26 protein-coding genes are annotated in these 26,259 nt (G+C 68.2%); 12 read left to right on the top strand and 14 right to left on the bottom strand.

The window, feature by feature from the left end:
- The first annotated feature begins 35 nt into the window (after positions 1 to 35).
- The 4 genes from hslU (at position 36) to ACYVB7_RS08090 (ending at position 4,811) form a co-directional block, all read left to right on the top strand.
- Positions 36 to 1,379: an ATP-dependent protease ATPase subunit HslU gene (gene hslU, locus ACYVB7_RS08105; protein WP_460506239.1), complete on the top strand. Its 1,344-nt coding sequence runs from the start codon at positions 36 to 38 to the stop codon at positions 1,377 to 1,379.
- A gap of 119 nt (positions 1,380 to 1,498) precedes the next feature.
- Positions 1,499 to 2,179 (top strand): response regulator, encoded by a 681-nt coding sequence (locus tag ACYVB7_RS08100; protein ID WP_460506238.1) that lies wholly within the window; start codon positions 1,499 to 1,501, stop codon positions 2,177 to 2,179.
- Positions 2,176 to 3,546 (top strand): sensor histidine kinase family protein, encoded by a 1,371-nt coding sequence (locus tag ACYVB7_RS08095; protein ID WP_460506236.1) that lies wholly within the window; start codon positions 2,176 to 2,178, stop codon positions 3,544 to 3,546. Before ACYVB7_RS08100 ends, ACYVB7_RS08095 begins: the two co-directional genes overlap by 4 nt.
- Complete coding sequence (locus ACYVB7_RS08090; protein ID WP_460506235.1) at positions 3,543 to 4,811, top strand: HD-GYP domain-containing protein; 1,269 nt, start codon at positions 3,543 to 3,545, stop codon at positions 4,809 to 4,811. The genes ACYVB7_RS08095 and ACYVB7_RS08090 overlap by 4 nt, the downstream gene beginning before the upstream one ends.
- A gap of 24 nt (positions 4,812 to 4,835) precedes the next feature.
- Here ACYVB7_RS08090 and ACYVB7_RS08085 read toward each other — a convergent pair whose 3' ends face one another.
- The 6 genes from ACYVB7_RS08085 to ACYVB7_RS08060 form a co-directional block, all read right to left on the bottom strand.
- A complete protein-coding gene (locus ACYVB7_RS08085; RefSeq protein ID WP_460506234.1) occupies positions 4,836 to 5,396 on the bottom strand; it encodes a cytochrome b in 561 nt (186 codons plus the stop codon).
- Between the two features lie 13 nt (positions 5,397 to 5,409).
- On the bottom strand, positions 5,410 to 5,769 hold the full coding sequence (locus ACYVB7_RS08080; RefSeq protein ID WP_460506233.1) for a PepSY domain-containing protein: 360 nt from the start codon (positions 5,767 to 5,769) through the stop codon (positions 5,410 to 5,412).
- Positions 5,770 to 5,878: 109 nt separating this feature from the next.
- Positions 5,879 to 7,960: a choice-of-anchor U domain-containing protein gene (locus ACYVB7_RS08075; RefSeq protein WP_460506232.1), complete on the bottom strand. Its 2,082-nt coding sequence runs from the start codon at positions 7,958 to 7,960 to the stop codon at positions 5,879 to 5,881.
- Positions 7,961 to 8,090: 130 nt separating this feature from the next.
- Positions 8,091 to 9,512 carry a sensor histidine kinase gene (locus ACYVB7_RS08070; protein WP_460506231.1) on the bottom strand — a complete coding sequence of 474 codons (1,422 nt, stop codon included), beginning with the start codon at positions 9,510 to 9,512 and terminating at the stop codon, positions 8,091 to 8,093.
- A gap of 1 nt (position 9,513) precedes the next feature.
- Entirely contained in the window at positions 9,514 to 10,167 is a 654-nt protein-coding gene (locus tag ACYVB7_RS08065; RefSeq protein ID WP_460506229.1) for a response regulator transcription factor, read from the bottom strand.
- Positions 10,164 to 10,541 (bottom strand): PepSY domain-containing protein, encoded by a 378-nt coding sequence (locus ACYVB7_RS08060; protein WP_460506228.1) that lies wholly within the window; start codon positions 10,539 to 10,541, stop codon positions 10,164 to 10,166. Before ACYVB7_RS08060 ends, ACYVB7_RS08065 begins: the two co-directional genes overlap by 4 nt.
- Positions 10,542 to 10,671: 130 nt before the next feature.
- Here ACYVB7_RS08060 and ACYVB7_RS08055 point away from each other — a divergent pair, with 130 nt between their 5' ends.
- The 8 genes from ACYVB7_RS08055 (at position 10,672) to ACYVB7_RS08020 (ending at position 17,116) form a co-directional block, all read left to right on the top strand.
- On the top strand, positions 10,672 to 11,742 hold the full coding sequence (locus ACYVB7_RS08055) for a DUF1924 domain-containing protein (RefSeq protein WP_460506227.1): 1,071 nt from the start codon (positions 10,672 to 10,674) through the stop codon (positions 11,740 to 11,742).
- Positions 11,743 to 11,758: 16 nt separating this feature from the next.
- On the top strand, positions 11,759 to 12,259 hold the full coding sequence (locus ACYVB7_RS08050) for a diheme cytochrome c (RefSeq protein WP_460506226.1): 501 nt from the start codon (positions 11,759 to 11,761) through the stop codon (positions 12,257 to 12,259).
- A gap of 10 nt (positions 12,260 to 12,269) precedes the next feature.
- Positions 12,270 to 13,013: a cytochrome b/b6 domain-containing protein gene (locus tag ACYVB7_RS08045; protein WP_460506225.1), complete on the top strand. Its 744-nt coding sequence runs from the start codon at positions 12,270 to 12,272 to the stop codon at positions 13,011 to 13,013.
- Between the two features lie 421 nt (positions 13,014 to 13,434).
- Complete coding sequence (locus ACYVB7_RS08040; protein WP_460506224.1) at positions 13,435 to 13,599, top strand: rubredoxin; 165 nt, start codon at positions 13,435 to 13,437, stop codon at positions 13,597 to 13,599.
- Positions 13,600 to 13,688: 89 nt separating this feature from the next.
- Positions 13,689 to 14,669, top strand: a complete 981-nt coding sequence (locus tag ACYVB7_RS08035; protein ID WP_460506223.1) for a cation diffusion facilitator family transporter — start codon at positions 13,689 to 13,691, stop codon at positions 14,667 to 14,669.
- Positions 14,666 to 15,130 (top strand): hypothetical protein, encoded by a 465-nt coding sequence (locus ACYVB7_RS08030; RefSeq protein WP_460506222.1) that lies wholly within the window; start codon positions 14,666 to 14,668, stop codon positions 15,128 to 15,130. The genes ACYVB7_RS08035 and ACYVB7_RS08030 overlap by 4 nt, the downstream gene beginning before the upstream one ends.
- A 21-nt stretch (positions 15,131 to 15,151) precedes the next feature.
- Positions 15,152 to 15,808: a response regulator transcription factor gene (locus ACYVB7_RS08025; protein WP_460506221.1), complete on the top strand. Its 657-nt coding sequence runs from the start codon at positions 15,152 to 15,154 to the stop codon at positions 15,806 to 15,808.
- Between the two features lie 3 nt (positions 15,809 to 15,811).
- Positions 15,812 to 17,116, top strand: a complete 1,305-nt coding sequence (locus ACYVB7_RS08020) for a sensor histidine kinase (RefSeq protein WP_460506220.1) — start codon at positions 15,812 to 15,814, stop codon at positions 17,114 to 17,116.
- Here ACYVB7_RS08020 and ACYVB7_RS08015 read toward each other — a convergent pair whose 3' ends face one another.
- The 8 genes from ACYVB7_RS08015 to ACYVB7_RS07980 form a co-directional block, all read right to left on the bottom strand.
- Positions 17,117 to 18,421 carry an NAD(P)/FAD-dependent oxidoreductase gene (locus ACYVB7_RS08015; protein ID WP_460506219.1) on the bottom strand — a complete coding sequence of 435 codons (1,305 nt, stop codon included), beginning with the start codon at positions 18,419 to 18,421 and terminating at the stop codon, positions 17,117 to 17,119.
- Positions 18,422 to 18,432: 11 nt separating this feature from the next.
- The gene (locus ACYVB7_RS08010) at positions 18,433 to 18,750 is read right to left on the bottom strand and encodes a c-type cytochrome (RefSeq protein ID WP_460506218.1); all 318 of its coding nucleotides are present in this window, start codon (positions 18,748 to 18,750) and stop codon (positions 18,433 to 18,435) included.
- 77 nt (positions 18,751 to 18,827) lie between these two features.
- Positions 18,828 to 19,601 (bottom strand): NADH-quinone oxidoreductase subunit B family protein, encoded by a 774-nt coding sequence (locus ACYVB7_RS08005; RefSeq protein ID WP_460506217.1) that lies wholly within the window; start codon positions 19,599 to 19,601, stop codon positions 18,828 to 18,830.
- Between the two features lie 19 nt (positions 19,602 to 19,620).
- Positions 19,621 to 21,156 (bottom strand): hydrogenase large subunit, encoded by a 1,536-nt coding sequence (locus ACYVB7_RS08000; protein ID WP_460506216.1) that lies wholly within the window; start codon positions 21,154 to 21,156, stop codon positions 19,621 to 19,623.
- A 6-nt stretch (positions 21,157 to 21,162) separates the two neighbouring features.
- Positions 21,163 to 22,617: a complex I subunit 5 family protein gene (locus ACYVB7_RS07995; protein ID WP_460506215.1), complete on the bottom strand. Its 1,455-nt coding sequence runs from the start codon at positions 22,615 to 22,617 to the stop codon at positions 21,163 to 21,165.
- Positions 22,614 to 23,201, bottom strand: coding sequence for a hypothetical protein (locus ACYVB7_RS07990; RefSeq protein WP_460506214.1), 588 nt, complete (start codon positions 23,199 to 23,201; stop codon positions 22,614 to 22,616). Before ACYVB7_RS07990 ends, ACYVB7_RS07995 begins: the two co-directional genes overlap by 4 nt.
- The gene (locus ACYVB7_RS07985; RefSeq protein WP_460506213.1) at positions 23,198 to 24,166 is read right to left on the bottom strand and encodes a respiratory chain complex I subunit 1 family protein; all 969 of its coding nucleotides are present in this window, start codon (positions 24,164 to 24,166) and stop codon (positions 23,198 to 23,200) included. Before ACYVB7_RS07985 ends, ACYVB7_RS07990 begins: the two co-directional genes overlap by 4 nt.
- The gene (locus ACYVB7_RS07980) at positions 24,163 to 26,166 is read right to left on the bottom strand and encodes a proton-conducting transporter transmembrane domain-containing protein (protein WP_460506212.1); all 2,004 of its coding nucleotides are present in this window, start codon (positions 26,164 to 26,166) and stop codon (positions 24,163 to 24,165) included. The genes ACYVB7_RS07985 and ACYVB7_RS07980 overlap by 4 nt, the downstream gene beginning before the upstream one ends.
- Between the last annotated feature and the right edge of the window lie 93 nt (positions 26,167 to 26,259).

Raw genomic sequence — 26,259 nt, 5'->3', positions numbered from 1 at the left:
CATATAAAGCGCTGGATGCCAATTTCATTCAAAAAATGAGTGCCCTGACCCCCCAAGACATCGTGGCCGAGCTGGACCGCCACATCGTGGGCCAGCCCGCCGCCAAGCGCGCCGTGGCCATTGCCTTGCGCAACCGCTGGCGCCGCCAGCAGGTGGACGAGAAGCTGCGCCCCGAGATCACGCCCAAGAACATCCTCATGATCGGCCCCACCGGTGTGGGCAAGACCGAAATCGCCCGCCGCCTGGCCAAGCTGGCCGACGCGCCCTTCATCAAGGTGGAGGCCACCAAGTTCACCGAGGTGGGCTACGTGGGCAAGGACGTGGACAGCATCATCCGCGACCTGATCGACATGGCCGTCAAACAGACGCGCGAGGCTGAAATGACCCGCCTGCGCAGCAAGGCCCACGACGCGGCTGAGGAGCGCGTGCTGGACGTGCTGGTGCCCCCGCCCCGCACCGAGGTGGGCTTTGGCCTGTCCGACGCGTCGGCGCCCCCTGCCGACAGCACCGCACGGCAGGTGTTTCGCAAGAAGCTGCGCGAAGGCCAACTGGACGACCGCGAGATTGACATCGACCTGGCCGAGCCCCGCCCCCAGCTGGAGGTGATGGGCCCCGCAGGCATGGAAGACATGGCCGAGCAGCTCAAGGGCATGTTCTCGCAACTGGGCCAGGGCAAGCGCAAGACCCGCCGCCTGAAGATTGCCGACGCCCTCAAACTGCTGACCGACGAGGAAGCGGCCAAGCTGGTCAACGAAGACGACATCAAGCACCGCGCCGTGACCAATGCCGAGCAAAACGGCATTGTGTTCATCGACGAGATCGACAAGGTGGCCTCGCGCAACGAGTCCGGCAGCGCCGACGTGTCCCGCCAGGGCGTGCAGCGCGACCTGCTGCCGCTGGTGGAGGGCACCACCGTGTCCACCAAATACGGCATGGTGCGCACCGACCACATGCTGTTCATCGCCAGCGGGGCCTTCCACCTCAGCCGCCCCAGCGACCTCATTCCTGAGCTGCAAGGGCGCTTCCCCATCCGGGTGGAGCTGCAGTCGCTGTCGGTGACCGATTTCGAAGCCATCCTCACCCAGACCCACGCCAGCCTGGTGCGCCAGTACCAGGCCCTGCTGGCAACCGAAGGGGTGACGCTGGACTTCCGCCCCGAAGGCATCACCCGGCTGGCGCAGCTGGCCTTCGACGTGAACGAACGCACCGAGAACATCGGGGCGCGCCGTCTGTCCACGGTGATGGAGCGGCTGCTGGACGAGGTGAGCTTCAATGCCGCCAACCTCAGCGGCCAGACGGTGGTGATCGACGCCGCCTACGTCAACGACCGCCTGGCCGAGCTGAGCCAGGACGAGGACCTGTCGCGCTTCATCCTCTGACGGGGCCTGGTGTGAACCGCCGACCCGTTGTTCAGCCAGCGTTAAGCTGAAACCCCCTCGCCGGGGTTAAGGTTGGCGGTTGTGACTGCACCACACCGGCAACGGCGCCGGTTCCATCCATGAGACTGCTGCTGGCTGAAGACGACGACTTGCTGGGCTCGGGCCTGCGTGCGGGGCTGCGCCAACAAGGTTTTCATGTGGATTGGGTGCGCGACGGCGTGGCCGCCCAGCATGAACTGGAAACCGGCAGCTACGAGGCGGCGGTGCTGGACCTGGGCCTGCCCCGCCAGGACGGCATGCAGGTGTTGCGCCAGGTGCGGGCGCACCGGGTGGACACCCCCATCCTGGTGCTGACCGCCCGCGATGCCGTGCCCGACCGCATCAATGGCTTGGACGCCGGGGCGGACGACTACATCCTTAAACCCGTGGACCTGCATGAGCTGGCCGCCCGCCTGCGGGCCCTGGTGCGCCGCGCCCACGGCCAGGCCCAGACGGTCCTGGTGGCCGGGCCTGAGGGCGCCCGGGTGACCCTGGACCCCGCCGCGCACCGCGTGGTGGTGGCGGGTGAGCCGGTGGACATCACCGGCCGCGAGTACGACCTGCTGTACACCCTGATGCGCAACGCCGGGCGGGTGCTCAGCCGCGGGCAGATCGAGCAGCACCTGTACGAATGGGGCCAAGAGGTGGTGAGCAACGCCATCGAGGTGCACATCCACCACCTGCGACGCAAGCTGCCGCCCCACACCATCGAAACCGTGCGGGGCGTGGGGTATGTGATCCACAAGGACGCCGTGGCATGACGCCAGCGCAGCCGCCCCGGGCGGTGTCGCTCCAGCGGCAACTGCTGACCGCGGTGCTGGGACTGCTGGGCGTGGTGTGGGTGGTCATGATCCTGGTCACCTGGCAGGACACCGAACACGAGGTCAGCGAGCTGCTCGACGCCCACCTCTCGCAAGCCGCGTCCTTGCTGGCCGTGTTGCCGCTGGACGACCTCACGCGGCTGGACTTTCAAGAAACCCCCGAGCTGCACGAATACCAATCCAAGGCGGTGTTCCAGGTTTGGCACAACGACCAGATGGTGGTCCGTTCAGCCACCGCACCCACGGCACTGTTGGCCCCGTTGTCATGCCAGGGCATGTCCAAGGTGCGTGCGGCAGGCGAAGACTGGTGGGTGTTTTGTGCCCGAGGGCGAGACGAACACGTGGTGGTGCAGGTGGCCGACCGCGACAAGGCGCGTGCCGACGTGGTCATGGCCAGCGTCTGGAGTGTGGTGTGGCCCATGGCCCTGGCGTTTCCGTTTGTGGGGCTGGGCGTGTGGGGGGCGGTGCGCCACGCCGTGCACCCGCTGGCCGAATTGGGCCAGATGGTGACCGAGCGACGCCCCGATGCCGACGACCCCCTGCCCCTGGCCCGGGTGCCGCACGAGGCACGCCCCCTGGTGCTGGCCCTCAACCGGCTGTTTGAGCGCATGAATGCCGTGCTGCACGCCGAGCGGCGCTTCACCGCCGATGCGGCCCACGAGCTGCGCACGCCCATTGCCGCCATCCGCATGCAGGCCCAGGTGGCCCAGGGGGCGTTGGATGCCGAAGAACGCAACGAGGCGCTGGCCGCCACCCTGACCGGTTGCGACCGTGCCAGCCACCTGGTGGAGCAGTTGCTGCAACTGGCCCGGCTGGAGGCCCTGGCCGACGCCACCGGCGAGGGCTGTGACCTGCGCCGCGTGCTGGACTGGGTGCTGGGTGACCTGCGCCCGGTGGCGGCCCGGCGCGGCCAAACCCTGCACTGCGAGGTGACACCCAGCCCCGCGTCCTCACCGCTGGGCTGCCCGGTGCCCGAGGGTTTGATGGTCATCCTGCTGCGCAACCTGGTGGACAATGCCTTGCGCTACAGCCCCGACGGCAGCCAGGTGCGCGTGCAGGTGGACGTGGACGCACACGGGCAGCGGCGGCTGGCGGTGGACGACAATGGCCCCGGCATGTCCAGTGCCGACCTGCAACGCCTGGGCGAGCGCTTCTTCCGCGTGGTGGGCTCCGCGCAACCCGGCAGTGGCCTGGGGTGGTCCATCGTGCGTCGTGTGGCGGGGCTGTATGGCTTGCAGGGTCAGGTGATGCGCAGCCCCGATCTGGGGGGGCTGCGGGTGACGTTCTGTTGGAAGGGCATCCCATGAACCGCTTTCGTCGGACCGCGTTTGTGCGCATCGGGCTGGTCACGGTGGCCATGTCGGCCTTGTCCGCTCCGCTGGTGTGGTATGTCTCGCGCGAAAACGCCGAAGCCGAGGTGGTGGCCTTTGCCCAGGAAGAATCCCACCGCGTGCTGGCCCATGCCCATGCGCTGGACCTGAGCGGCCCCACCGCCGCAGCGCATGCCGACCAGGCGGCGCAAACCTTGGTGGGTGGCCTGTTTGAAATCGTCGAAATCTACGACCCCGCTGGTTTGAAACTGGCCGAACAGCTCACCTCAGAGGGGCGTGCGCTGGAGCACCTGCTGCCCAAGCACGTCCGACCCGAAAGCCTGAAGCCCGAGTACGAAAGCCTGCAGCTGCCCGACGGGCGCTGGGCCATGCGCGTCATGGTGCCCCTCACGCTGCCGGGGCAGAAACAGCGCACCGGCTACTTTGAAGGCGTGCGCCTGGTGCCCGACTGGCAGCACCGGCAGATCCAGTCCGACGCGCTGGTGGCCGCCCTCATGGCCCTGCTGGCCTCGCTGGCCTGCGGTGCGGCCATCTACCCGGTGGTGATTCACCTGGCGGGCGAGAACGAACGCAAGGCCCTGCAGGTGCTGGAGTCGCACATCGCCATGATGGAGGCGCTGGGCCGCGCCATTGCCAAGCGCGACTCGGACACCGGCACCCACAACTACCGCGTGGCCTGGATGGCGGCCACGCTGGGCGAGTCGCTGGGTTTGTCGGGGGCGGCCATGCAGGCCTTGATTGCCGGGAGCTTCCTGCACGACGTGGGCAAGATCGGCATCCCCGACGCCATCCTGCTCAAACCCGGGCGGCTGGACGCCGCCGAGATGGCCACCATGCGCACCCACGTGGCCCAGGGCGAAGACATTGTGGATGGGGCCGGCTGGCTGGAAGGGGCGGCCGAGGTGGTGTCGTGCCACCACGAAAAATGGGACGGCAGTGGCTACCCTCAAGGGCTGGCGGGTGCCGACATTCCGCTGGCGGCCCGCATCTTTGCGGTGGTGGACGTGTACGACGCCCTCAGCTCCCGCCGCCCCTACAAGGAACCCATGCCCTTTGGGCAGGTGATGGACATTCTGCAAGAGGGGCGGGGCCAGCATTTCGACCCCGAGGTGCTGGACCGGTTTGTGGCGCTGGCCCCCCGCGTCCGCGACGCGCTGGAGGGCCAGGGCGAAGAGGCCATCAAGCGCCTGATGACCGACATGATCGAGCGCCACTTCGACACCCTGGTGGACGAGGGCTGAACGGCCCTCGCCCCGGTGCTGCGGTCAGGCGCGGCTCAGGCGCATGCGGTTCATCAACCCGTCCTTGAACACGAAGTGGTGCATCAGCGCCGCAGCGGCGTGCAGGCCAATCAGCCAGTAGCCCAGTTCGCCAATGGCTTTGTGGAGGTCTTCCAGGCTGTGCGCCAGTTCCTTGTTGGTCGCCAGCAGCGCGGGCAGTTCCAGACCAAAGAACGGAACGGGCTTGCCCGCCGCGCTCAGCGTGGCCCAACCCAGCAGGGGCATGCCCACCATGAAGCCGTACAGCGCCAGGTGGCCGATCTTGGCCGCCCATTGCGCCCAGGCCACATCACTGGCCGCCGCGGGTTGCGGGCTGCTCAGCTTGGCCGCCACACGCAAGGCCACCATCACCAGCACCAGCAGGCCCAGCATGAAGTGGATGGTTTTCATCAGGTTGCGCATGTCGGTGCCCTTGGGGTAGAGCTCGCGCAGGTTGATGCTGGCGAACACCGCCACCATGAGGGCAAGCATCAGCCAGTGGATGAGCACCATGGCCGTGCTGTAACGCGGTTCGGTGGGGGTGGTGAGGTGGGTTTGGGGTTGCATGGCGCAGGGCCTTTCAAGGTTGGGAAGAAGAAACCTGGGTGGCGTTGAGCCGGGTCAGGCGCACCGTCTGCCCGGTGACCGGGTGACGGTAGGCCTCGACCACCGAGCCGTCGTGGGCCACGGCGTAGAACTCGTGGCAATGGCCTTTGGAGACCTTGAACTTCACCAGCAGGTACTGGTCGGCCTGAAAGGCCTCGCGGGCCTGGGCCTCGTTCATCCAGGTGCTGGGCGGGGCCTGTGTGCACACCACCTGTTGGGTGGGCTGGCTGGCCAGTGCCGTTTGAAGCGCACCGCTGCCCAGCACCAGGGCCATGGCGGACCACAGTCGCCGGGGGCTGAGGCATTCGCGGGAAAGCAAGCATGAGAAGTTCATGCCCGCCACTGTAGAAACCCCAGGTGAAATTCAGCTTAAGGGGGCTGGGGATTTACATTTTCAGCATCAAAACTGGCCTTGGCGCTTTTGTAAAAAGCGAGAGCAGCTATCAATTTTGATGATTTTTGCGACCCGATGGATGGCGGGTGGCGTGTCCGATCCGGCGCCACGGCCCGCGCAGCGTCGTCCATCCGGCCAGCAAGGCGGCCAGGCAGGCCAGCGCCCAAGGCCCCAGCGCGGGCACCCCTTCGGTGGCGGATGGCATGCCCACCCCCACCGGGTCGATGATCTTGCCCAGTTCGTTGCTGCTGTCACCCACCCCGTTGTCGGTCACCGTGTAGGTGATGGTGTGGCCCGCCACCGTGGCCGGGTGCCGGTACCAGCTGGGCGACGCCCCCACCGTGGCCGGGCCGTATTTCCACACCTGCACGTTGGCGGGCAAGGCGTTGGGGTAGGTCAGCGTCACGGTGATGGTGCCGTTGGCGGTGCAGTTCGAGGCGGTGAAGTTCGCCACCCCGTAAGGGAAGGTCACCCCTGTGGGGGGTGTGCCCACCGAGTTGGCGGATTGGTAGGTCACGTTTTGCAAGCCGCAACTGGCTCCTCCGCCACTCAGTGCCGTCTGCACCGTGCCCGCACCGCCGGGGGCTGCGGCCGTGTAGCTGGTGGCCGAGGTGGTGAACACCCGCTTGACGGGCGTGGCTTCCACGTTGTGGCTGGTGTCTTCTGACGCCACGTACAGGGCGTAACGGGTGCCGGCGCTCAGGCCGTTGATGGTGATGCTCTCGGCCACGTTGGCCGACAACGGCAGGGTGCCCGCGGCCACCACCGTCACACCGGTGTAATCGACCCCGGCCCCCACCTGCGCGGACGTGGGGGCCGCCGCCGATTCCGGCACCAGCAGCCACCGGCCCGTGGCCGCCAGGTTGGCCGTCACGTTCACCGTGACGCGGCTGGGGGTGGGGTCGCCGTTCACGCTGACGGTGGAGTGGATGGACGGCGTGGCCCCGGATGCCTGCAAGTTGCTTTGTTCGGCGCTGCAGTACAGCAGCCCGTCATCGGTTTCGGGCGAGGTCTGCTGGCTGCCGCCCGCGCCGAACATCATGGCCACCACATTGGCGTCGCGCAACTCGCCCATGTGGCTGAACAGGGTCTCCACCAGGTTGTCTTTGTAGTGGTTGGGCGTGTTGTTCTGCAGGCTGTTGCCCAGCGGGATTTGCCACAGCACCATGGGCTTGCCGATCAGGTCGGTGACGGTCTTGCTCCAGGTCAGGAAGGACGCAAAGCGGGTGCTGTCCCACCAGTGCCAGTTCTGGTTGAGCACGGTCTCGTAGTACCCGGCGTCGCGGTCGGCCATGTCGGTGACGACAAAGTCACCCTGGTCGGCCCCCAGGGCCAGGAAGAAGGTGGCCATGGCCTGGGCTTCGCTGGGCGAAGTGCCCGCCCACGGGGACATGTGCAAGCCCACCGCAGCGTTGGGGGCGTAGGTGCGCACCATGCTGATCATGCAGCGGGAAAAACCACCGGCGTTGTCGGGGAATTGCGCGGCGTTGCCGCAATCGGTGGGGTTGCTGGCCGCCACCTTGGCGGGCACCGCCGCGGGGTTGCTGTTGAGCGAGCGCACAAAGCCCCAGAAGTCCGGCTCCACATGCAGCAGGGCCTGGTTGTTGCCGATCTTTTGCAGCAGAAAGCGCCAGTCGTCAAAGTACTGGGTCAGGAACGTCGGGTCGTTGATGGCGGCGACTTCCGTGGTGCCTTCTTGCAGGCCCGAAGCGGGCAGGATCATGTAATAGGTGAAGGCCGGGATTTGCGGGCGCGGGGCCGATTGCCAGGTGATCGCTTGCGAGGCCGCCACATGCCGAGTGGCATACAAACCGCCCGGAACCCCTTGTTCCTGCCATCCGCCCCACCACGGACAGTTGGCGCCCACGTTCAGCATGCAGCTGGCGTGGTTGTAGGTGCTGAACGGGGAGGAGTTGATGTAGCGGTAGCGGAGGTCGAATGGTGCCGACGTTGCCGACGTGTCGTCACCCGCAAACCCCACCAACATCTTGGTTCTGCCCATGAACGGGGTGTTCAGCGTGGTGTTGCTGGCGGTGGTGTTGACCGTGCAGCTGGCGGCGTTCAAGGGTTGGATGGGGGCCAGGGTGGCGCAAAAGGCCACCAGGGCGCCGACGAGCGTGTTGGTGCGCATCAAGGTTTTCACGGCTGGAGGGGCGCCACAACTGCACAGCACAGCGGGGTGGGCGCGGAGGCCCACTTATATATTAATTATGTTTTCATTGTGAGGCCGGGGCTTTGGCGGGCGGGTGTCCGCGAGCGCGTCAAGCCCGGGGCAGCTCCAGCACGACACACAGCCCCTGGGCGGGCGCCGGAACCGGGCTCAGGCGCAACTGCCCCTGGTACAGCGTGGCCAACTCATGGACGATGGACAAGCCCAGACCCGATCCCGGGGTGCTTTCGTCCAGGCGCATCCCGCGTTGAAGCAACTGCTCGGGTGGGGTGTCGCCAATGCCGGGACCGTCGTCGCAGATGCTCATTCGCACCTCGTCGTTGGTGCAGGACAGGGTCACCTCCACCCGGGTGCGGGCCCATTGGCAGGCGTTGTCCAGCAGGTTGCCCAGCATTTCGTGCAGGTCCTGCTCGTCCACGGTCACGGCCAGGGGGGCGGTCCCGGGGCGTTCAGGCCCGGGCTTCACCGTCAGGCCCAGGTGCAGCGCCCGGGCCGCATGCACTTTGCCCATGACCCGCAGCAGGCCCTGGAGCACGGGCTCCACCGCGGTGGCGCTGGCCGGGCCGCTCATGCCCGCCAGCGCAGCCGAGCGGGCCCGGCGCAGGTGCCAGTCCACCTGCCGCTGGGCTTTGTCCACCTGCTCGTGCACCTGTTGGGGCAGCTCGTCGGGGGGCGCGTGGTCGGCCGCCTGGCGCAGCACGGCCAGCGGGGTCTTGAGGGCATGGGCCAGGTTGCCTGCCTGGGTGCGGGCGGTTTGCAGGTTGTGGTCCAGGTGGGTCAGTGCCTGGTTGAAACCATCGGCCAGGGGTTGAACCTCGGTGGGCCACTGGCCCTCCAGGCGTGACGCACTCCCGGCGTTGACGCGTTGCAAGGCCCGCTCCAACGCCCGAAGCGGGGCCAGCCCGAACCACAGCTGGGCCAGCACCGCCGTGCTCAGCAGCAGCGCCAGCAGCGACAGCGAGGTGAACAGCACCCCGGAAAAGGCCTCCACGGCTTCGTCCTGCCTTGCGGTGCTGGCGGCCACCGCCAGGGTCCAGCGCTGGCCCTCGGCATCGGTGTCTGAGCGGCTGATGGTCTGCTCCAGCGCCAGCAGCGGCTGGCCGTCGGGGCCGCGCAGCAGGTGGCGGTGCACCTCGCCATTGGGCACGGTGTCGTGGGGCAGGTCCAGGGTCTGGTCCCACAGCGAGCGCGAGCGCTGCACCACCGCGCCGTCGGGCCGTTGCAGCTGCCAGTACAGGCCGCCGTAGGGCTGGGTCCAGCGGGGGTCGCTCAGCAGGGCGGGGTTGACCGTCGGGGTGCCCGTGGGGGTGTCTTCCAGCCGCGCCAGCACCTGGTGGAGCTGGATGGACAGGTCGGCCACGAACTGCTGCTCCACATGCTGGCGAAACAGGTGGTGCAGCGTCCAGCCCGTGAGGGTCAGGGCCAGCAGCATGCCCCCCAGCGTGGCCGCCAGCACCCGGGCTTGCAGCGACTGCCGCCAGGGCAGGGGCGGGGGGAGCGGGGTACGGGGCATGTCAGGCCAGGCGGTAACCCATGCCACGCACCGTTTCGATCAGCCCGGCGGGCAGCTTCTTGCGCAGGCGGTTGATGAACACCTCGATGGTGTTGGAATCCCGTTCGGCGTCTTGCGCGTACACATGTTCGGTCAGTTCGGTGCGCGACACCACCGCGCCGGGGTGGTGCATCAGGTAGGCCAGCACCCGGAACTCGTGGCTGGTGAGGGTGACGGGCTGCCCGTCCACCGTCACGCGGCCGCTGCGGGTGTCCAGCACCACGGCACCGGCGGTCAGCAGCGGCGAGGCGTGGCCACTGGCGCGGCGGATCAGTCCGCGCAAGCGGGCCAGCAGCTCCTGGGTGTGGAAGGGTTTGGTCAGGTAGTCGTCGGCCCCGGCGTCGATGCCTTCTACCTTTTCGTGCCATTGGTCACGGGCGGTCAGCACCAGCACCGGCATGTTGCGCCCGGCGGTGCGCCAGCGCCGCAGCACCGACAGGCCGTCCATCTGCGGCAGGCCCAGGTCCAGCACCACGGCGTCGAAGGTTTCCACGTCGCCCAGTGCCCAGGCATCTCGGCCATTGGTGGCCACGTCCACGGCGTACCCAGCCTCTTGCAGCGCCATGTCCACCTGGCGGTTGAGCGCGGGGTCGTCTTCGACCAGCAACACCCTCATGGTGTGGTCCTTTCCTTGGGGCGGCTGTTGGGGTCCAGGAGCGCACCGGTGCGGGCGTCGAGGTGGAGTTTGACGAGGCGGCCACCGGGGTCCAGCTTCTTCACCTCGTACACCCAGCGCCCATGTTTGCGTTCCAGTTCCACTTCCAGGATCTGGCCCGTGCGCAGGGCCTCCACCTGGCCCATCAGCGTGTTCAGGGGCAGGGCTTCGCCGCGCTGCACGGCCTGCAGCGCCCGGTCGTGGTCGGCCTCGTCGGCGTGGGCCACGGACCCGCCCCCGCAGGCCAGTGCGACCCCCACGGCCCAGCCCACGGCCCATGCGCCCTTGCGGGTGGAGCCCGGCAGGGCCGACAAAAAAGCGGGGAAGGTGCGCATGGTGGGGCGGATTCTGAAGCGCTTTCTCTGAACCGTGGCTGAACGGGACATTCAGGCTTTGTACACCCCCTGGCGGTCAGCATCACGGCCATCGTCACAAACCTTGTGAACCTGAATCCGGAGAACCGACATGACCATGAAAGAGATTCCTGTGTGCGACCTGCAACCCGGCGAAAGCCGCGTGTTCTGGCTGGGGCGCACGCAACTGGGGCGCCTGGTGCACGGGGTGGCTTCGGTCACCGTGGCCGAGGCCGCGCCCCGTGACGCGGCCTCTCCCTCTGATGCGTCGGCCCAGGAGCCGTCATCGGCCACGCTGGCCGCCGCGGGCGACTGGCTGGGCGCTGAATGGCACCACGCCACCCAGGCCGTGCCGGTGTGCGTGACGGCCTGGGCCCCCACCCGGGTGCAGGTGCTGGCGTGGTCTGAGGCGCAGCGCACGCCCTCGCAGGTGCTGACCGAATGCCTGCTGCAACAGCAGCAGCGTGCCGCCACCCGCCTGGCCATGCGCAGCGGCACGGCCGAGCAGCGCTGCCGCGTGGTGGTGGACTTTGTGGCCAGCGGCTGGCCCCGCGCCGACGCCCTGGACGGCGTGCTGGAACTGCCCCCCCTGAAGCTGATGGCCCAATGGCTGGACCTGGCGCCCGAAACCGCCTGCCGCGCCCTGGCCAAGGTGCGTTCGGCCGGGGTGGAGGTGAAGGTGTCGCGCAAATCGCTGGGTGCCCGGTTGGAGGGGCTGTGGACCCCGCGTTGGCCCCAAGGTGTCACACCCGTGGCCCGCGTGGCGCAATGGGTGGGCGGCGTGGGCACCGCGGTGGTGATGGCGGCATCTGTGGCCCTGTGGGCCCCCGCCAACCCCGCCTGGGCCGGGGACACGACCCCCCAGGCCCAGTTGCAGCGGTGGACCGCCGAGGCCGGTGCCCCCGGGCAGGCTGAACGCGGCAAAACCTTCTTTGGCAGCAAGCACGGCGGCGAATGGAGCTGCGCCACCTGCCACAACGCCCCGCCCACCCAGGAGGGCAAACACCCCAACACCGGCAAGGTGGTGCCCGTGCTGGCCCCGGCCTTCAACGCCCAAGCCTTCACCGACACCGCCAAGGTGGACAAATGGTTCCGCCGCAACTGCAAGGACGTGCTCAGCCGCGAATGCACGCCCGCCGAAAAGGCCGACGTGTTGGCCTACCTGCTGTCCCTCCAACGCTGAACCCTGAGGTCACGCCATGCGCCTTCTCCCTCGCCACATTGCCGTGCTGGCGCTGCTGCTCAGCGCCGCCGCCAGCAGCCAGGCCGACAGCGGCCGCATGCTGCCGCGCGACATGCTGCCCCAGTACCAGGCCGAATGTTCCGCCTGCCACCTGGCCTACCCGCCGGGCTTCCTGCCCGCCGCCTCCTGGACCCGCATGATGGGCAGCCTGGACAAGCACTACGGCAGCGACGCCTCGCTGGACGCCGCCACCGTGCAACAGATTTCCGGCTGGTTGCAATCCCATGCCGGCACCTACAAGCGCGTGACCAGCGTGCCACCGCCGGACGACCGCATCACCCGTGCCGCCTGGTTCGAGCGCAAACACCGCAAGCTGGACCCGCAGGTGTGGAAACACGCCTCGGTGAAAAGCGCGGCCAACTGCGCGGCCTGCCACACCCGGGCCGACCGCGGTGATTACGACGACGACAACATCACCATGCCCAAAGGCACCTCCGCCTGGTGGAAGGGTGAGTGAGGCCATGACCATGAACACGAACACCCTGTCTTCTTCCGCCGCCGCCGCGGTGCCGTCCCCCAGCCGCACCGCCACGGCCACCCCGGCCCAGCCGACCCGCCGCATCGTCGACGCCGCCACCCGCGCCTTCCACTGGCTGTTTGCCCTGTGTTTTGTGGGGGCCTACCTCAGCGCCGAGAGCGAACGCCTGCGCCTGCTGCACGTGTGCCTGGGTTATGCCATGGCGGGGCTGCTGGTGTTTCGCATCGTCGACGGCCTGGTGGGGCCGCGCCAGGTGCGCTGGTCGGCGCTGTGGAGCAAGCTCTCCGGCGCGGCCACCTGGTTGCGTTCCCTGCCGCAAGCCCGCTCCTGGGCCGACGTCAACCTGCGCCAGGGCCAGAACCTGCTGATGGTGCTGATGGTGGTGGCCCTGATGGCGCTGGTGGTGCCGGTCACGCTGACGGGTTACGCCAGCTTCAACGACTGGGGTGGTGAATGGCTGTCCGAGCTGCACGAAGGCGTGGGCGAGGCCTTCCTGTGGGGGGTGCTGGGCCACCTGGGGGCCCTGCTGGTCATCAGCCTGACACGCCGCCAGAACCTGGCCCTGCCCATGCTGACCGGACGCACCCCGGGCCGTGGCCCCGACCTGGTCCGCCACAACCGCGTGTGGCTGGCGCTGCTGCTGGTCGTGGCCGTGGCGGGTTACCTGGGCTGGGAATGGACGCAATCCCCCCGCGGCCTGGTGCCCTTGTCCGCGGTGGCGCAGGAGGATTGATGATCATGTTTCATGAGTGAAAAGTGCCTCTGCCGCTTTATTTGAAAGCGTGAGCAGCTACTGAATATATAGCATCTGTGCTGTGCTGTGCTGTGCTGTGGTGCGTCACTTCACGGGGTGGGGCGGGTGGGCCTGGGGTGGCGCTCCTTCGCCGGTGGCGAGGCGCACAGACCGTGGGGCGGGTGCGCGCAAGCGCACCTTCCCCCTCTGACTTCGTCGCGGCTGTCTGAGCGAAACGCCCGCAAGGGCGTGCAGCGAGTTCCGCGACGACGCCCCACGGTCGAGCACCGCAGCGCAGTTCGCGCCAGCGAACCACCGGCGAGGAGCGACGCCCCAGGCCCACCCGCCCCACCACGCTGCGCGGACTCCCCCACAGCAACACCCGAACCACTCACCCTCAACCTCAACCTGGAGAAACCCCATGAAAACCTGGATCTGCGTCGTTTGTGGCTTTGTGTACGACGAGGCCGAAGGCCGCCCCGAAGACGGCATTGCCCCCGGCACCCCGTGGGCCGACGTGCCCGCCGACTGGATGTGCCCCGACTGCAACGTGGCCAAGGCCCAGTTCGAAATGGTCGAGCTCTGAGCCACCCCCATTCGCGGACCTTCATCTCCCATTCAGGTCACGCCGATACCATCGCAGACCGCGCTGACTTTTCCTGGCCTGACCGACCCATGAACCTCCAAGAACTTGAATCCGAATCCGACGAAGCGGGCATTTCCGCCGCCGATCGCATGGCGGCCGCCAAGCGCAGCACCTGGGTCAGCGTGTTCGTCAATTTGATTTTGACGGCCGCCCAGCTGGTGGCCGGGGTGCTCACCAAGTCGCAGGGTCTGGTGGCCGATGGCATCCACTCGCTGTCCGACCTGGTGTCCGACTTTGTCGTGCTGCTGGCCACCCACTTCAGTGGCAAGGACGCCGACGAAGACCACCCCTACGGCCACCACCGCTTTGAAAACGCCGCCTCGCTGGCGCTGGGTGCCATCCTGCTGGCGGTGGGCCTGGGCATGATCTGGGCGGCGTTTCGCAAGCTGGAGGCCCCCGAAACCGTGCAACCCGTTCACCAGGCCGCGCTCTGGGTCGCTGGTGTGGCGCTGGTGGCCAAGGAGGGCCTGTTTCGCTACATGCTGACGGTGGCCAAGCGCGTCAAGTCCAGCATGCTGGTGGCCAACGCCTGGCATGCGCGGTCCGATGCCGCGTCGTCCCTGGTGGTGGGCGTGGGCATTGTGGGCAACCTCATGGGCTACCCCATCCTCGACCCCATCGCGGCCCTCATCGTGGGCTTCATGGTCAGCAAGATGGGCTGGAGCTTTGCCTGGGACGCCCTGCACGACCTGATGGACCGCGCCGCCGACGACGCCGAGGTGCAGGCCATCCGCGACACCCTGCTGGCCACCCCCGGCGTGAAAGGCGTGCACGACGTGCACACCCGCAAGATGGGTGACCTCATCCTGGCCGATGCCCACCTGGAAGTGGACGCCACCCTCAGCGTGGAGGCCGGACACAACATTGCCGTGCAAGCCCGCGAGCGGGTGATGCAGCGCCACCGCGTGCTCAACCTCATGACCCACGTGGACCCCTGGATGCGGGCCGACCTGGACCACGCCGCCGAGGGCGGGGCCACGGCCTCGCAAGGTTCGGCGGTGCGGGCATGAGCCGCGGCTTTTGCCGCCCCCGCAGCCTCAAGCTCGTGGGTGGCCTGTGGGCGGCGTTGCAGATCAGCCTGTCGGGCTGTTCGTCGGAAGCCCCGTGGGACCAGGCCCTGGTGTGTGCTGGCACCGAGACCGTGTCCACCAGCACCCGCAACGCGCAAGGCGCCACCGCCATCCAGAACGGGCAGCCCTACGCCATCCGCTTGCAGGTGCGTGTGCGGGAGGGCCGCTTGCACCTGAAGTCGCTGGTGGCCGAGCGCTGGACCACCAACGACGGGCTGGAGCACTACCGTGCCGACACCCCTGGCGGCTGGCTGGTGGGGCAACTGGACCCTGGCCAAGGGCAGTTGCAGGTCATTTCCGAGCGCTCGCTGGACGTGGCGGGCGACGTGCAGACGGTCCGCACTGTGGGGCGTTATGCCTGTGTGCCGTCCAACGGGCCGTTGCTCACCTCACGCACCTGAGGTTCTGGCACATTGGCGGCCATGCGCATCCTGTTGATTGAAGACGACCCCATCCTGGGCGAAGCCCTGCATGACTTCCTGCGGGCCGAAGGCCATGTGGTCGAGTGGGTCCGACGCCTGTCCCAGGCGCGTGCGGCCCTGACCGGGCAACCCTTTGACATGCTGGTGATCGACTGGCAACTGCCCGACGGCTCGGGCCAGGCCTGGCTGGCCGGCTTGCGCGACGCCCAGGTGTCCACCCCGGCCATTCTGGCCACGGCGCGCGACCAACTGGCCGACCGCGTCACCGGGCTCAACGCCGGGGCGGACGACTACCTGGTCAAACCCTTTGCCCCCGAAGAACTGGCCGCCCGCGTGCTGGCCGTGGCCCGCCGCACCGTGGGCCTGCCGGTCAACACCGTGGTGTGCGGCCCGGTGCGGCTGGACTTGCAGGCCAAATCCGCCTGGCTGGACGAACAGCCCGTGGCCCTGACCTCGCGCGAATGGGCCTTGCTGGAAGCCTTGGCGCTGCGCAAGGGGCGCACCGTTTCCAAGGCCGACCTGGAAAACCTGGTGGTGGGCTTTGACGGGGCCATGTCCAGCAACGCGCTGGAGGTTCACATGTCGTCCATCCGCAAAAAGCTGGGCAAGGACGTGGTTCAGACCCACCGCGGCCTGGGCTACCGCTGGGGCGGCTGAGCCATGGCCGGGTTGCGAGGGCTGGCACCTCCTCCCTCCATCCGCAATCGGCTGGTGCAGGCCGTGGTGGGGTGGGGCATTCTGTGGGTCATGCTCATGGCCCTCACCCTCGCCTGGGTGGTGCAAGACGAGGTGGACGACCTGGCCGACGCGGGCCTTCAGGAGTCGGCAGAGTGGCTGTTCGAGCTGTCGCTGCGCTCCCCCGAGTCCTTGCGCACCGGCGTGGGTGAGGACCGCATGCCCGCCCACCACGAAAAACTCATCTGGCAACGGGTGGACGCCCAAGGCCGTGTGCTGGGCCATTCGCACAACGCGCCCGATGTGCCGCTGTTTGCCGAACCCATGGCCGGGGTGGGCAACGCCGCCGGGGAGTGGCGGGTGTTTGGCCTGGTTCTGCCCGATGGTGCGGGCCAGCTCTACGTGGCCGACCGCCTGGCCGAGCGCTGGGCCGCCCGCTGGGAAGCGGCGTTGGGTGCGGTGGTGGTCACCGTGCTGATGGGGGCGGCCTTTGTGGTGTGGCTGCGCCGCCGCGTCCAGCACGAACTGATGCCGCTGGTCACCCTGAGCCAGCAGGTGGTGGCCTACGACCCGGTGCACCACCCGCAGGCGCTCGACGCCCCGCTGCGGCAGGAGCTGACACCCATCCACGACGCCGTCATGGCCCTGGGCCAGCGGCTGGTCAAGCGCATTGAACGGGAACGGGCCTTCAGCGCCCATGCGGCCCATGCCCTGCGCACCCCGCTGGCGGGCATGGACGCCCAGCTGGCCATGGCCCTGCGCGAAAGCACGCCCCAGCAGCGCCCGCGCCTGTTGCGCACCCGTGAGGCGGCCAGCCGCCTCAACCGCGTGGTGTTGTCCATGTTGACCCTGTTCCGGCGGGTGGACCGCATCCAGTGGCAAACGGTGGAGCTGGGGCCGTTGATGAACCGCATGGGCATTGAAGGGCTGGACATTGGCGTGGAAGCCACCGCCCTGGTGCAGGCCGACCCCGACCTGCTGGCCGCGGCCCTCATCAACCTCATGGACAACGTGTTGCGCCACGGTGGCACGCGGGTGACGCTGAAGGTGCAGCTGGACCTCCAGTTCCAAGTCATTTCCGTGCGGGACAACGGCCCCGGCATGGAGCCCGAACGTTTGGACACGCTGCGCCGTGCGCTGGCCTTGCAGGCCTACGAAGGGCAGATGGGCCTGGGCCTGATGCTGGCCGACCTGGTGGCCCGCGCCCACGGCGGAACCCTCCATTTGGTGAGCGCCTCCGAGGGCCTGCACGCCGAACTGATCCTGCGCAGGCCCCCGGTCGGCTCGTGATCAGGCGAAGGTGTCGGCCATCAGCGCCTTGAACCAGGTGCCCATGTCTTCAAAGTGGTCCTTGCTCCAACCGGTGGAGGCGGCGGACGTGGCGGCCACCACCTTCATGGCCTGGGTGGCGGCGTCGTACTGGAACGCCGCCGTCAGCCACGACGCCTGCGTCATGGTGATGGTGGAGTAGCAGGCCGAGTTGGTCACCGGGGCCGGATCGGGGCTGCCGCCGGACAGGATGCGGCTGATGGCATCGGCGCACACCTTGGCCTCCTGGTTGGCAATGTGGCCGGCCTTGGGCTGGGTGGTGGCGCTGCTGTCGCCAATGATGTGCACCTTCTCGGCCCCCGCCACCGTGCTGGCGTAGCTGAGCACGTTCACCCCGGCAAAACGGCCGTTGGTGGCGTTGTTGAGGCCGCTGGTCATCACCAGCTTGCCCGCCTTCTGGCGCGGGATCAGGTTGACCACGTTGCCGGTGAACACGCCCTGGGCGGTGTACACCTTCATGGTGGCCGGGTCCACCTGGGTCACGCCCGCGTTGGGCACGTACTCCACCACGTTCTTGTGCAGGTCGAAGAAGGCCTTGGAGAAGTTGTCCTTCTCGGTCACGAAGTCGGGGTTGGCGTCCAGCACCAGCAGCTTGCCCTGGGGCTTCTTGGCCTTGATCCAGTCGGCGATCAGGCAGGCACGCTCGTAGGGGCCGGGGGGGCAGCGGTACGGGGTGGCCGGGATGGTCAGGATGGCCGTGCCGTTGGTGGGCATGGCCTTGAGCTGGTTGGCCAGCAGGGTGGTCTGCGGACCGGCCTGCCAGGCGTGGGGCATCTTGTCGGAGGTGCCCAGGCCCGGGGTGTCGTCAAAGGAGATGCCGGGGGCCATCACGATGCGGTCGGCCTGCAGCACGGTGCCATCGGCCAGCGTGACCTTGACGGCCACCGGGTCGATGTTGACCACGTCGCCCTGCACACGCTTGATGCCGTATTTGCTGATGAGCGTGTCGTAGGCAAACGACTGGCTGGCCATGGTGCGCTGGCCGGTCAGCACCATGCTGCTCATGATGTTGGAGGTGTAGGCCTTTTCGCGCTCCACCAGCGTGACCTGGATGGCGTCACCCCACAGGCGCAGGTACTTGGCCACGGTGGCCCCGGCCATGCCGCCGCCGATCACGATCACGCGGGACTTGTAGGCCGTGGTGGCCAGGGCCTGTTCGCTCAGGCCCTGGGCCATTTCCAGGTCGGTGTCACCGCCACCGCAGGCGCTCAGCAGCGAACCACCGCCCAGGGCGGCCGCGATGGAGAGGAAATGTCGTCTTTGCATGGTGCTGCTCCTCACTTCTTGGTCGATTTCTGGGTGGCGAACCAGGCCGAGAGCGACTTGAGCTGCTCGTCGGTGTAGGCCATGGCGTGTTTGGCCATGATCCCGTTGCCTTCCTTGCCGGACTGGAACTCCTTGAGTTCCTTGTAGATCTCGTTGGCCGACTTGCCCGCCAGGCGGTCAAACCCGGGGCCGTTGCCGTTGGTGCCATGGCACTGGAAGCAGTTGGAGGCCAGCAGGCGTCCGGGTTGACCCACCTGGGCCAGCGAGGCAGTGGCGGCGGCAAGGGCCAATGTGCCGATCACCGCATGCTTGAGTGATGAGGGTTGCATGTGAGGGGGTCCTTCGTTGTTGAAGATGCCCCCTACGGTATTTTTTCTACCTGAAGAAAACCTGAGCTCAGCCTTGTTCAGGTGGGAATGCCCAGCAAATCCATCACGCCACTGATGAAGGTCAAAGGGTGCATGGGGCAGCCCGGCACGTAGAGCGCGGGCGGGTGGCGTTCCAGGAAGCCGCGGTCCAGCGCCTCGCTGCCCGCGAACACCCCGCCCGAGATGGCGCAGGCCCCGGCGGCGATGACGATCTTGGGTTCGGGCATGGCCTCCCAGGCCAGTTCCAGCGCGGCGGCCATGTTGGCGCTGATGGGGCCGGTCAGCACCAGGGCGTCGGCATGGCGGGGGCTGGCCACCACGTCGATGCCGTAGCGCCCGAAGTCGAAATTGACGTTGGACAGCGCATTCACCTCCATCTCGCAGCCGTTGCAGCCCCCGGCGGACACCGAGCGCAGCTTCATGGAGCGGCCAAAGTGCCGTTGCAGCGCCTGGTTGACCGCCACCGGGTCCAGCCGGGGCCGGGCGGCGGTGACCACCAGCGCCCCGCGCGAGGTGGCCGACAGCTTCACGTCGTTGTCAAAGCTCAGCTTGTGTTCCGGGCATACCGGGGCGCAGTCGCCACACATCACGCAGCGGCCCAGGTCGATGGCCACTTCGGCACCCAACTGAACGGCGGCGCTGGGGCACACGTCGGCGCAGGCGGTGCAGCCGCTGGCACAGGGCGTGGGGGCCAGCACCGGCTTGCCACGAAAACCCGCGGGTTGGGCGGCACGCAGGTCGGGGATGAACTGGCTGCCCTGGGCCCGGCGCACGGCCAGGGATTGCAGCAGGTTGCGGGGGTTCAGGGACATGGGGCGTGGGCGCAAGGGCTCAAAGGTCGTTGCCGCAATAGGACAGGTCAAAACTCTTGTTGCAGATGGGAAAGTCCGAAATCTGCTGTCCGCGCAAGGCCCAGGCCAGACCGAACCAGTTGGCCAGCGAGGGGTCTTGAACCTTGGCGTGGCGCAGCGCACCATGGGCGTCGGTTTCCAGCGCCACCAGCACCGGGCCGCGCACGCCTTCGGTCCAGCCCACGGCCAGCCGGTGGGCGGGGGCCGCCCCGCTGGCGCTGGCTGCGTCGGGCGGCTCCGCCCCCTCGGGGGCTTGCAGGCGGTCGATCAGCCAGCGGGTGCTGGCCTCGGCCTCGCGCATGCGCTGCACGCAGCGGGCCCAGCAGTCGCCCGGGGCAGGGGGCGGCATGGTGGATTCCGAGGCCACCGCTTGCACCGCGGCCACCGGGTGGCGGGTGTACAGCCCGTGCGGGTGTTGCTGGCGCAGGTCCAGGGGCAAGCCACTGGCGCGGGCCACCACGCCGCACAGGCCCAGGTCTTGCGCGGCCTGGGGGCTGACAGTGCCCACGCCCTGCAAACGGGCCTGCACGCTGCGCGAGGAGGTGACGAGGTGGTTGACCTGCTCAAAGTCGGTCAGGAAGGCCTGCAAGGTGGCCCGCAGGTCCTGGCGCAGCGCCGCGGTCAGCGGGGCTGCGCGGCCCGGGCGCACCCAGCCCCGGCCAAAGCGGTTGCCACACACACGCTGGCTGGCGTTGATGACGGCGGTGCGCAGCCGCTGGTAGGTGCCTGCGGGCTGGCCGTGGGCCACGTCGGTCACCAGCCCGGTGAGTGTGGCCAGGTGCATGGCCACGCGCTCCAGCTCCAGCCCCACGGCGCGCGAGGTCTGGGTGGCTTCGTCGGTGGGGGTGACGGCACCGCCCTCGGCCCACAGCGCTTCCAGCGCCGCGGCATGGGCCCAGGCGTAGGCCATCACCGAGTCACCGGCGATGGATTCCACCAGCGGCGTGGCCAGGTGGGGCGGGCGCTGGCGCAGCAGGGCCTCCACGCCGCGGTGCTGGTAGCCCAGCTGGATTTCCAGGTGTTCCACGGTTTCGCCATGGCACATGAAGCGGAAGTGCCCCGGCTCGATCACCCCGGCGTGGATGGGGCCCACGCCCACCTCGTGCACGTTGGGGCCGCGCAGCTGGAAGAAGGGGTGGGTGTCCATCTGGCGCTGGCGTTCGCCTTCGTAACGCACGGGTTTCAGCCAGGGGTGGCCCTGGGGTTGCAGCCCGGTCTGTTCCCACAGCTCGCGCTCGAACACCTGGGCCGCCGGGTGGCGGGCGGTCAGGCTGGGCATGGCCTCGCCGGGCTGGGCATGGCCACGGGCCAGGCGCAGGCCGTCAGGCTCCAGCCACAGGGCGGTGACCACCACGCCCGGCGCTTCGTCGACCTGGGCGGCCCGCCCCCACAGGCTGATGAGGGCATTTTTGGCCTCTAGCGCTTTATTTATAAGCGCAAACAGCTCTGAAATTGATAGCAACTCCTGGGCGTTGATGCACAGGCTGTTGGCGGGGAGGTGGGGGTGCAGGTTCATGCGGTGTCAGCCTCCAATGGACACGGCCACCGCACGCAGCAGCCCGGTGATGGCGTCGGGCGTGTAGGTGCCCAGCATGACCAGAATGCCCATGAACCCCACCTGCGGCAGCACGGCCACCCAGCTTTCGCGCCGGGCTTGCACCTGCACCTTGGGTGCGCCCCACAGCATGGGAAACACGGTGCGACCGGTGGCCACAAAAATCACGGTCAGCATCACGCACATCAGGGTGAAGGCCATGAGGTTGCCCACCTGCACGATGCCCGAGAGGATGAGCATTTCCGCCAGGAAACTGGCAAACGGCGGAAAGCCCAGCAGCGCAAAAATGCCGCCGGTGAACAGCAGACCGGCCAGCGGCAGGGTGCGGATGACGCCGCTCAGCGGCTCCACCTCGTTGGTGCCGTACACCGCCCGCATGCGCCCGGCGGTGAGGAACAGCAGCGACTTCACAAACGCATTGCTCACGATGTAGAGCACCACGCCATAGGCCGCTGCCTGGCCCACCGACAGGCCCAGGCCGATGACGCCCGACGAGCTGACGCAGGCATAGGCCACCAGCCGCTTGTAGTTGCGCGCCGCCATGATCTGCACCGCCGCCACCACCAGTGACAAGTAACCCATGACCAGCAGCTCTTGCGACGCAAAGCCCAGCTCGGTGCCGCGGGTGGCTTGCAGGATGCGGAACACCGCCACCATGCTCAGGTTGAACTGCACCGACGCCAGCAGCGAGCTGGTGCTGGTGGGCGCGTGTTCGTAGGTGGCGGGCAGCCAGCCGTACAGCGGGGCCAGGCCCAGCTTGCTGCCCAGGCCGAACAGCATGAGCGACAGGCCCAGGCGTTGCCAGGCGTCGGGGTCGCGGGTGAGGGCGGCGCCCAGTTCGTCCAGCCGGAAGCTCAGGGCCACACCGCGCAGTTGGGCCGATTGCACCAGCGCCAGAAACCCGATGAAGGTGATGGCCAGCGACATGCTGGAGTACAGCAGGTAGCGCCAGGCGGTGGCGCGGGGGTTGACCGCGTCGCCCCGGGCCACCAGGGGGGCGGCGCACAGGGTGCTGACTTCGATGAGCGCCCACATCAGCACCAGGTGGTGGGCCATCAGGCCCAGGTTGACCACGGCCATGAAGGCCAGCATCAGGCCGGCGCGGGAGCGGATGTCCACCGTCAGCGCCGGGGTGTCGCGCTCGCGGGAGTACAGGTAGACGCAAATGCCCAGGAACACCGTGTTGACCACCGCCAGGAACAGCAGCGAGGTGGCGTCCAGCACCAGGTATCGGTTGGCCCACACCCGCGGCAGGGTGTCCAGCGGGTGGGTCCACAGCGTCAGCAGGGTCAGCAGCCACAGCAGCAGCGCGGCCAATACCAGCGCGGGCGACACCCAGCGGGTGCGCGGGTCGGGCACGATGTCGGCGCCCGCCTCGGGGCTTGGCAGGGTTGGGTTGGTTTGCAATTCAGGAACTGTCACGCCTTGTCCTTCACCAGCCAGCAGCCCACGGCCACCGTGCCCACGTACACGCCGCTCACCGCCAGGTGCACCGGCAGCGGCCAGGGTTCGGGCATGAGGGTCTCGAACAGGGCCACGGCGTTTTCCATGAACAGCAGGGCCACCAGTTGGGCGGCGGGTTCGTCGTTGGTGGCCAGCACCACAAAGGCCACCACCACGGTGGCCGCGATCACGCCCAGCACCAGGGCACGCAGGTCGGCACGGGCCCCGTCGCCAAACTGGAAGGCCAGGATGATGAGCCCCACCGCCAGCCCCCAGGCAAACAGGTTGGAGGGCAACACCTCCTGGTAGGCCGCCGGGTGTTGGCGCAGCGTGCGTTGCAGCAGGCGCGGCACCAGCCAGGCGCGGATCAGCAGCACCTCCAGCCCGGCGGCGGCGGCGTGCAGGTCCAGGGTGTCGTGGGCGTGCAGGGTGAGCCAACCCAGCGCCATGGCTTGCAGGCTGAGGAAGGGCGGCGTGCGCTTGAGGCGGCCAAAAAACACCGGCACCACGGTGGCCAGCACCGCCACGATGAGCGCCAGGGTGGGGTTGTGGGCCAGGTTCACAGGCCGCCCTCCGTCACACCCAGCACGGCGGCGGCGGCCAGCACCAGCCAGCCCGCCAGCCACACGTAACGCGGCACCCAGCGCAGGGGCAGCCGGGCCATGAGCGATTCGAAACACCCCACCACCACCGCCACCGCCGCCATCAGCACCACCGAGGTGAGGGCCGCCGCCGCGGGGGCCTGCCAGGGGTCGAAGGGGTTGAGCAGGCTGGCGATCAGCCCGGCGTACAGCGTCAGCTTGAGCGCGGCGGCGTGTTGCATGGCCGCCAGGTCGGGGCCGCTGTGGTCCAGGATCATGACCTCGTGGACCATGGTCAGCTCCAGGTGGGTCTGCGGGTCGTCCACGGGCACGCGCGAGGCTTCGGTTTGCAGCAGGATGAACAGGGCCAGCGTCAGCGGCAGCAGCATCCAGCCGTGGTGGGCGGTGTCCTTCAGTCCGCCCAGCAGGTCGGCAAAGCTGGTGTGGCCGGTGGCCACGCCCAGCGTGCCCAGCAGCAGGAACAGCGCGGGTTCGGCAAAGGCCCCGAACATGGCTTCGCGGGCGGTGCCCATGCCTTCGAACGGGCTGCCCACGTCCATGGCCGACAGCATCAGCAGCATGCGCGCCAGCCCCAGGGTGTAGGCCACCACCACGAAGTCGTGTGCAAAGGACAGCGGTGCAAACCGGCCCAGCAGCGGCACACACAGCATGACGGCCAGCGCCGCTACCCACACGCCCCAGGCCCCCAGGCGGAACAGGGGTGTGGCCGTGTGGCTCACCACCGGCTGCTTGCGCAGCAGGCGGCGCAGGTCGTGCCAGGACTGCCACAGCCCCGGGCCGCGGCGGCCCACCCACCGGCTTTTGGTGCGGTTGATCAGACCGATCAGCCAGAACGGGGCGGTGAGCACCAGGGCCAGGTGCAGCAGCGCCAGCGGCCACCACAGGTCGGGCAGGTTGAGCATGTCGAGCGGGGGCAGGGTGTTCATGTCAGTGCCCCTTCGGCCAGCACCACCAGGGCGGCGATGGCCACCACCGACGCCAGGGCCAGCGCAAAGCCCAGGCGGGGGTCGTCCTCGTGCATCAGGCGGGACACCAGGCTGGCGGTGCGGTCGCCTTCGCCAATCACGTTGTACAGCCGCCGTTCCACCGCGTCCACACAGTCGGTGATGAGGTAGGCGTCGTCCGGGAAATAACCTTGCGGGGCCTTGCGGCGGTTCAGCAGCACCATCACGCCGCGGTAGTGCTGGGCAAAGTCGTGCGAGAAGCTGCCCGCCGTGTACTGCAGCCGTGGGCTGGCGGCGGTGTAACCACAGCCCCAGGTGACGCTGCGGGCCGGGGCCGGTCGCCACACCCGGCGCAGCACCCACACCAGCACAATCAAACCCGCCACGCCCAGCGACACCCAGCCTGCCCGCGTCAGTGCCCCTTGCACCTGGTTCAGTGCTTGTTCGGCCTGGGCTTGCGGCAGGGTGCGCAGGAACAGGCGGGTGGGCTCGGCCACCAGCATCAGCCCCAGCGCGGGGAACAGGCCCAGCGCCACCACCCCCAGTGCGTGCAGGGCCAGCGGCAGCTGCATCCAGCGGCTGCATTCATGCCCGGCGGGCAGGGCGTCGTCGCGGGCGCTGCCCATGAACATCACGCCGTAGGCCCGGGTGATGGACAGGGCCGACACCGCGCCCACAAACGCCAGCAGCGTGGCCGCGCCCACCAGGAACAGCTTGACCCACACGCCCAGCGGCTCGCCGGTGAACAGGCCGCTGTAAATCAGGAACTCGCTGGCAAAACCGTTGAACGGCGGCAGCGCCGAAATGGCCAGTCCGCCCACCAGGAAGCAGGTGGCGGTGAAGGGCATGAGCTTGGCCAGCCCGCCCAAGTGCTCCATGTCCACGCTGTGTTTGGCCTGGTACACGCTGCCCGCCGCGTAGAACAGCAGGCATTTGAAAAAGGCATGGTTCAGGATGTGCAGCATGCCCCCGGCAAAGCCCAGCGCCACCAGTGAGGGCACCTGCCAGGCCAGGCCCAGCAGCCCGATGCCGATGCCGATGCCCGCAATGCCCACGTTTTCGGTGCTGGAGTAGCCCAGCAGGCGTTTCAGGTCGCGCTGGCCCACGGTGTACAGACCGCCCACCACGGCAGAGGTGGCGGAGAAGGCGATCATCAGCCAGCCCATCCAGGCCTCGGGCCGCCCCAGGATCAGGATGAAATGCAGCAGCGCAAACAGCCCGGCTTTGTGGATCACGCCCGACATCAGGGCGCTGACGTTGGCCGGTGCCGCGGCGTGTGCCCGGGGCAGCCACGAGTGGAACGGGAAAAACGCCGACTTCAGCCCGAAGCTGGTCAGCAGCAGCAAGAACACCGTGTTGCGGATGGTGCCCGGGTGCTGCTGCATCCAGTGGCCAAAGTCGGCCAGGTACCAGCCGCCCGCCTGGGTGTAGAGGATCATGAAGGCCGCCACCAAGAAGATCAGCCCGATGTGGGTGGACACCAGGTAGTTGAACCCGGCAAACCGCACCTTCTGGTTGGTGTAGTCCCAGATCACCAGCAGCCAGGCCGACAGCGCGGCGATTTCCCAGCCCATGAGGAAGGTGACCGTGTGTTCCCCGGTGTACACCATGAGGAAGGACAGCGAAATGGTGTTGAGCAGCGCAAAGTGCACGCCCACGTGGCGTGGGGTGTGGAAGTACGGGCGCAGGTAACCCACGGCGTACACCGCCCCCAGCAGCGTCATGGGCAGCGACCAGGCCAGGAAGAACGCCCCCAGCGCATCCAGCCGGAAATGCACCGCGCCAATGGGGTAGCCCCAGGGCAGCACCATGTGGGGCGTGGCCCCTTCGGCCAGCACCGGCACGACGGCCGACCAGGTGAGCCCGCTGGCCGCCACCTGGGAGCCAATGCCCAGGCCTGCCCGCACGGCATTGCGCACCGGCAGCATGGCCAGCGTGGCACCCGCAATCAACACCACCGCGGCAATGAGCAGCGGCGTCATGCGTGTGGCCCGGCCCGCCAGGGCCTGGAATCAGAGAAGGGGGGGAGAAGATGTGGCACGGTTCACCTCGACATTGCACAAGACCCAAGGGAT

This window comes from Hydrogenophaga soli, from assembly GCF_054777695.1.
The sequence above is the reverse complement of the archived record's forward strand: the minus strand, read 5'-3'. Positions and strand labels throughout refer to the sequence as shown.

What these genes read in the sequence shown, in the direction of transcription:
- ACYVB7_RS08010 (WP_460506218.1), bottom strand. Translation starts at nt 18,750, where the DNA reads ATGCAACCCTCATCACTCAAGCATGCGGTGATCGGCACATTGGCCCTT.
- ACYVB7_RS08015 (WP_460506219.1), bottom strand. Translation starts at nt 18,421, where the DNA reads ATGCAAAGACGACATTTCCTCTCCATCGCGGCCGCCCTGGGCGGTGGT.
- ACYVB7_RS08100 (WP_460506238.1), top strand. Translation starts at nt 1,499, where the DNA reads ATGAGACTGCTGCTGGCTGAAGACGACGACTTGCTGGGCTCGGGCCTG.
- ACYVB7_RS08050 (WP_460506226.1), top strand. Translation starts at nt 11,759, where the DNA reads ATGCGCCTTCTCCCTCGCCACATTGCCGTGCTGGCGCTGCTGCTCAGC.
- ACYVB7_RS08025 (WP_460506221.1), top strand. Translation starts at nt 15,152, where the DNA reads ATGCGCATCCTGTTGATTGAAGACGACCCCATCCTGGGCGAAGCCCTG.
- ACYVB7_RS08045 (WP_460506225.1), top strand. Translation starts at nt 12,270, where the DNA reads ATGAACACGAACACCCTGTCTTCTTCCGCCGCCGCCGCGGTGCCGTCC.
- ACYVB7_RS08070 (WP_460506231.1), bottom strand. Translation starts at nt 9,512, where the DNA reads ATGCCCCGTACCCCGCTCCCCCCGCCCCTGCCCTGGCGGCAGTCGCTG.
- ACYVB7_RS08065 (WP_460506229.1), bottom strand. Translation starts at nt 10,167, where the DNA reads ATGAGGGTGTTGCTGGTCGAAGACGACCCCGCGCTCAACCGCCAGGTG.
- ACYVB7_RS08090 (WP_460506235.1), top strand. Translation starts at nt 3,543, where the DNA reads ATGAACCGCTTTCGTCGGACCGCGTTTGTGCGCATCGGGCTGGTCACG.
- ACYVB7_RS08000 (WP_460506216.1), bottom strand. Translation starts at nt 21,156, where the DNA reads ATGAACCTGCACCCCCACCTCCCCGCCAACAGCCTGTGCATCAACGCC.
- ACYVB7_RS08075 (WP_460506232.1), bottom strand. Translation starts at nt 7,960, where the DNA reads ATGCGCACCAACACGCTCGTCGGCGCCCTGGTGGCCTTTTGCGCCACC.
- ACYVB7_RS08085 (WP_460506234.1), bottom strand. Translation starts at nt 5,396, where the DNA reads ATGCAACCCCAAACCCACCTCACCACCCCCACCGAACCGCGTTACAGC.
- ACYVB7_RS08095 (WP_460506236.1), top strand. Translation starts at nt 2,176, where the DNA reads ATGACGCCAGCGCAGCCGCCCCGGGCGGTGTCGCTCCAGCGGCAACTG.
- hslU (WP_460506239.1), top strand. Translation starts at nt 36, where the DNA reads ATGAGTGCCCTGACCCCCCAAGACATCGTGGCCGAGCTGGACCGCCAC.
- ACYVB7_RS08080 (WP_460506233.1), bottom strand. Translation starts at nt 5,769, where the DNA reads ATGAACTTCTCATGCTTGCTTTCCCGCGAATGCCTCAGCCCCCGGCGA.
- ACYVB7_RS08055 (WP_460506227.1), top strand. Translation starts at nt 10,672, where the DNA reads ATGACCATGAAAGAGATTCCTGTGTGCGACCTGCAACCCGGCGAAAGC.
- ACYVB7_RS07980 (WP_460506212.1), bottom strand. Translation starts at nt 26,166, where the DNA reads ATGACGCCGCTGCTCATTGCCGCGGTGGTGTTGATTGCGGGTGCCACG.
- ACYVB7_RS08030 (WP_460506222.1), top strand. Translation starts at nt 14,666, where the DNA reads ATGAGCCGCGGCTTTTGCCGCCCCCGCAGCCTCAAGCTCGTGGGTGGC.
- ACYVB7_RS08040 (WP_460506224.1), top strand. Translation starts at nt 13,435, where the DNA reads ATGAAAACCTGGATCTGCGTCGTTTGTGGCTTTGTGTACGACGAGGCC.
- ACYVB7_RS08060 (WP_460506228.1), bottom strand. Translation starts at nt 10,541, where the DNA reads ATGCGCACCTTCCCCGCTTTTTTGTCGGCCCTGCCGGGCTCCACCCGC.
- ACYVB7_RS08020 (WP_460506220.1), top strand. Translation starts at nt 15,812, where the DNA reads ATGGCCGGGTTGCGAGGGCTGGCACCTCCTCCCTCCATCCGCAATCGG.
- ACYVB7_RS07985 (WP_460506213.1), bottom strand. Translation starts at nt 24,166, where the DNA reads ATGAACACCCTGCCCCCGCTCGACATGCTCAACCTGCCCGACCTGTGG.
- ACYVB7_RS08035 (WP_460506223.1), top strand. Translation starts at nt 13,689, where the DNA reads ATGAACCTCCAAGAACTTGAATCCGAATCCGACGAAGCGGGCATTTCC.
- ACYVB7_RS08005 (WP_460506217.1), bottom strand. Translation starts at nt 19,601, where the DNA reads ATGTCCCTGAACCCCCGCAACCTGCTGCAATCCCTGGCCGTGCGCCGG.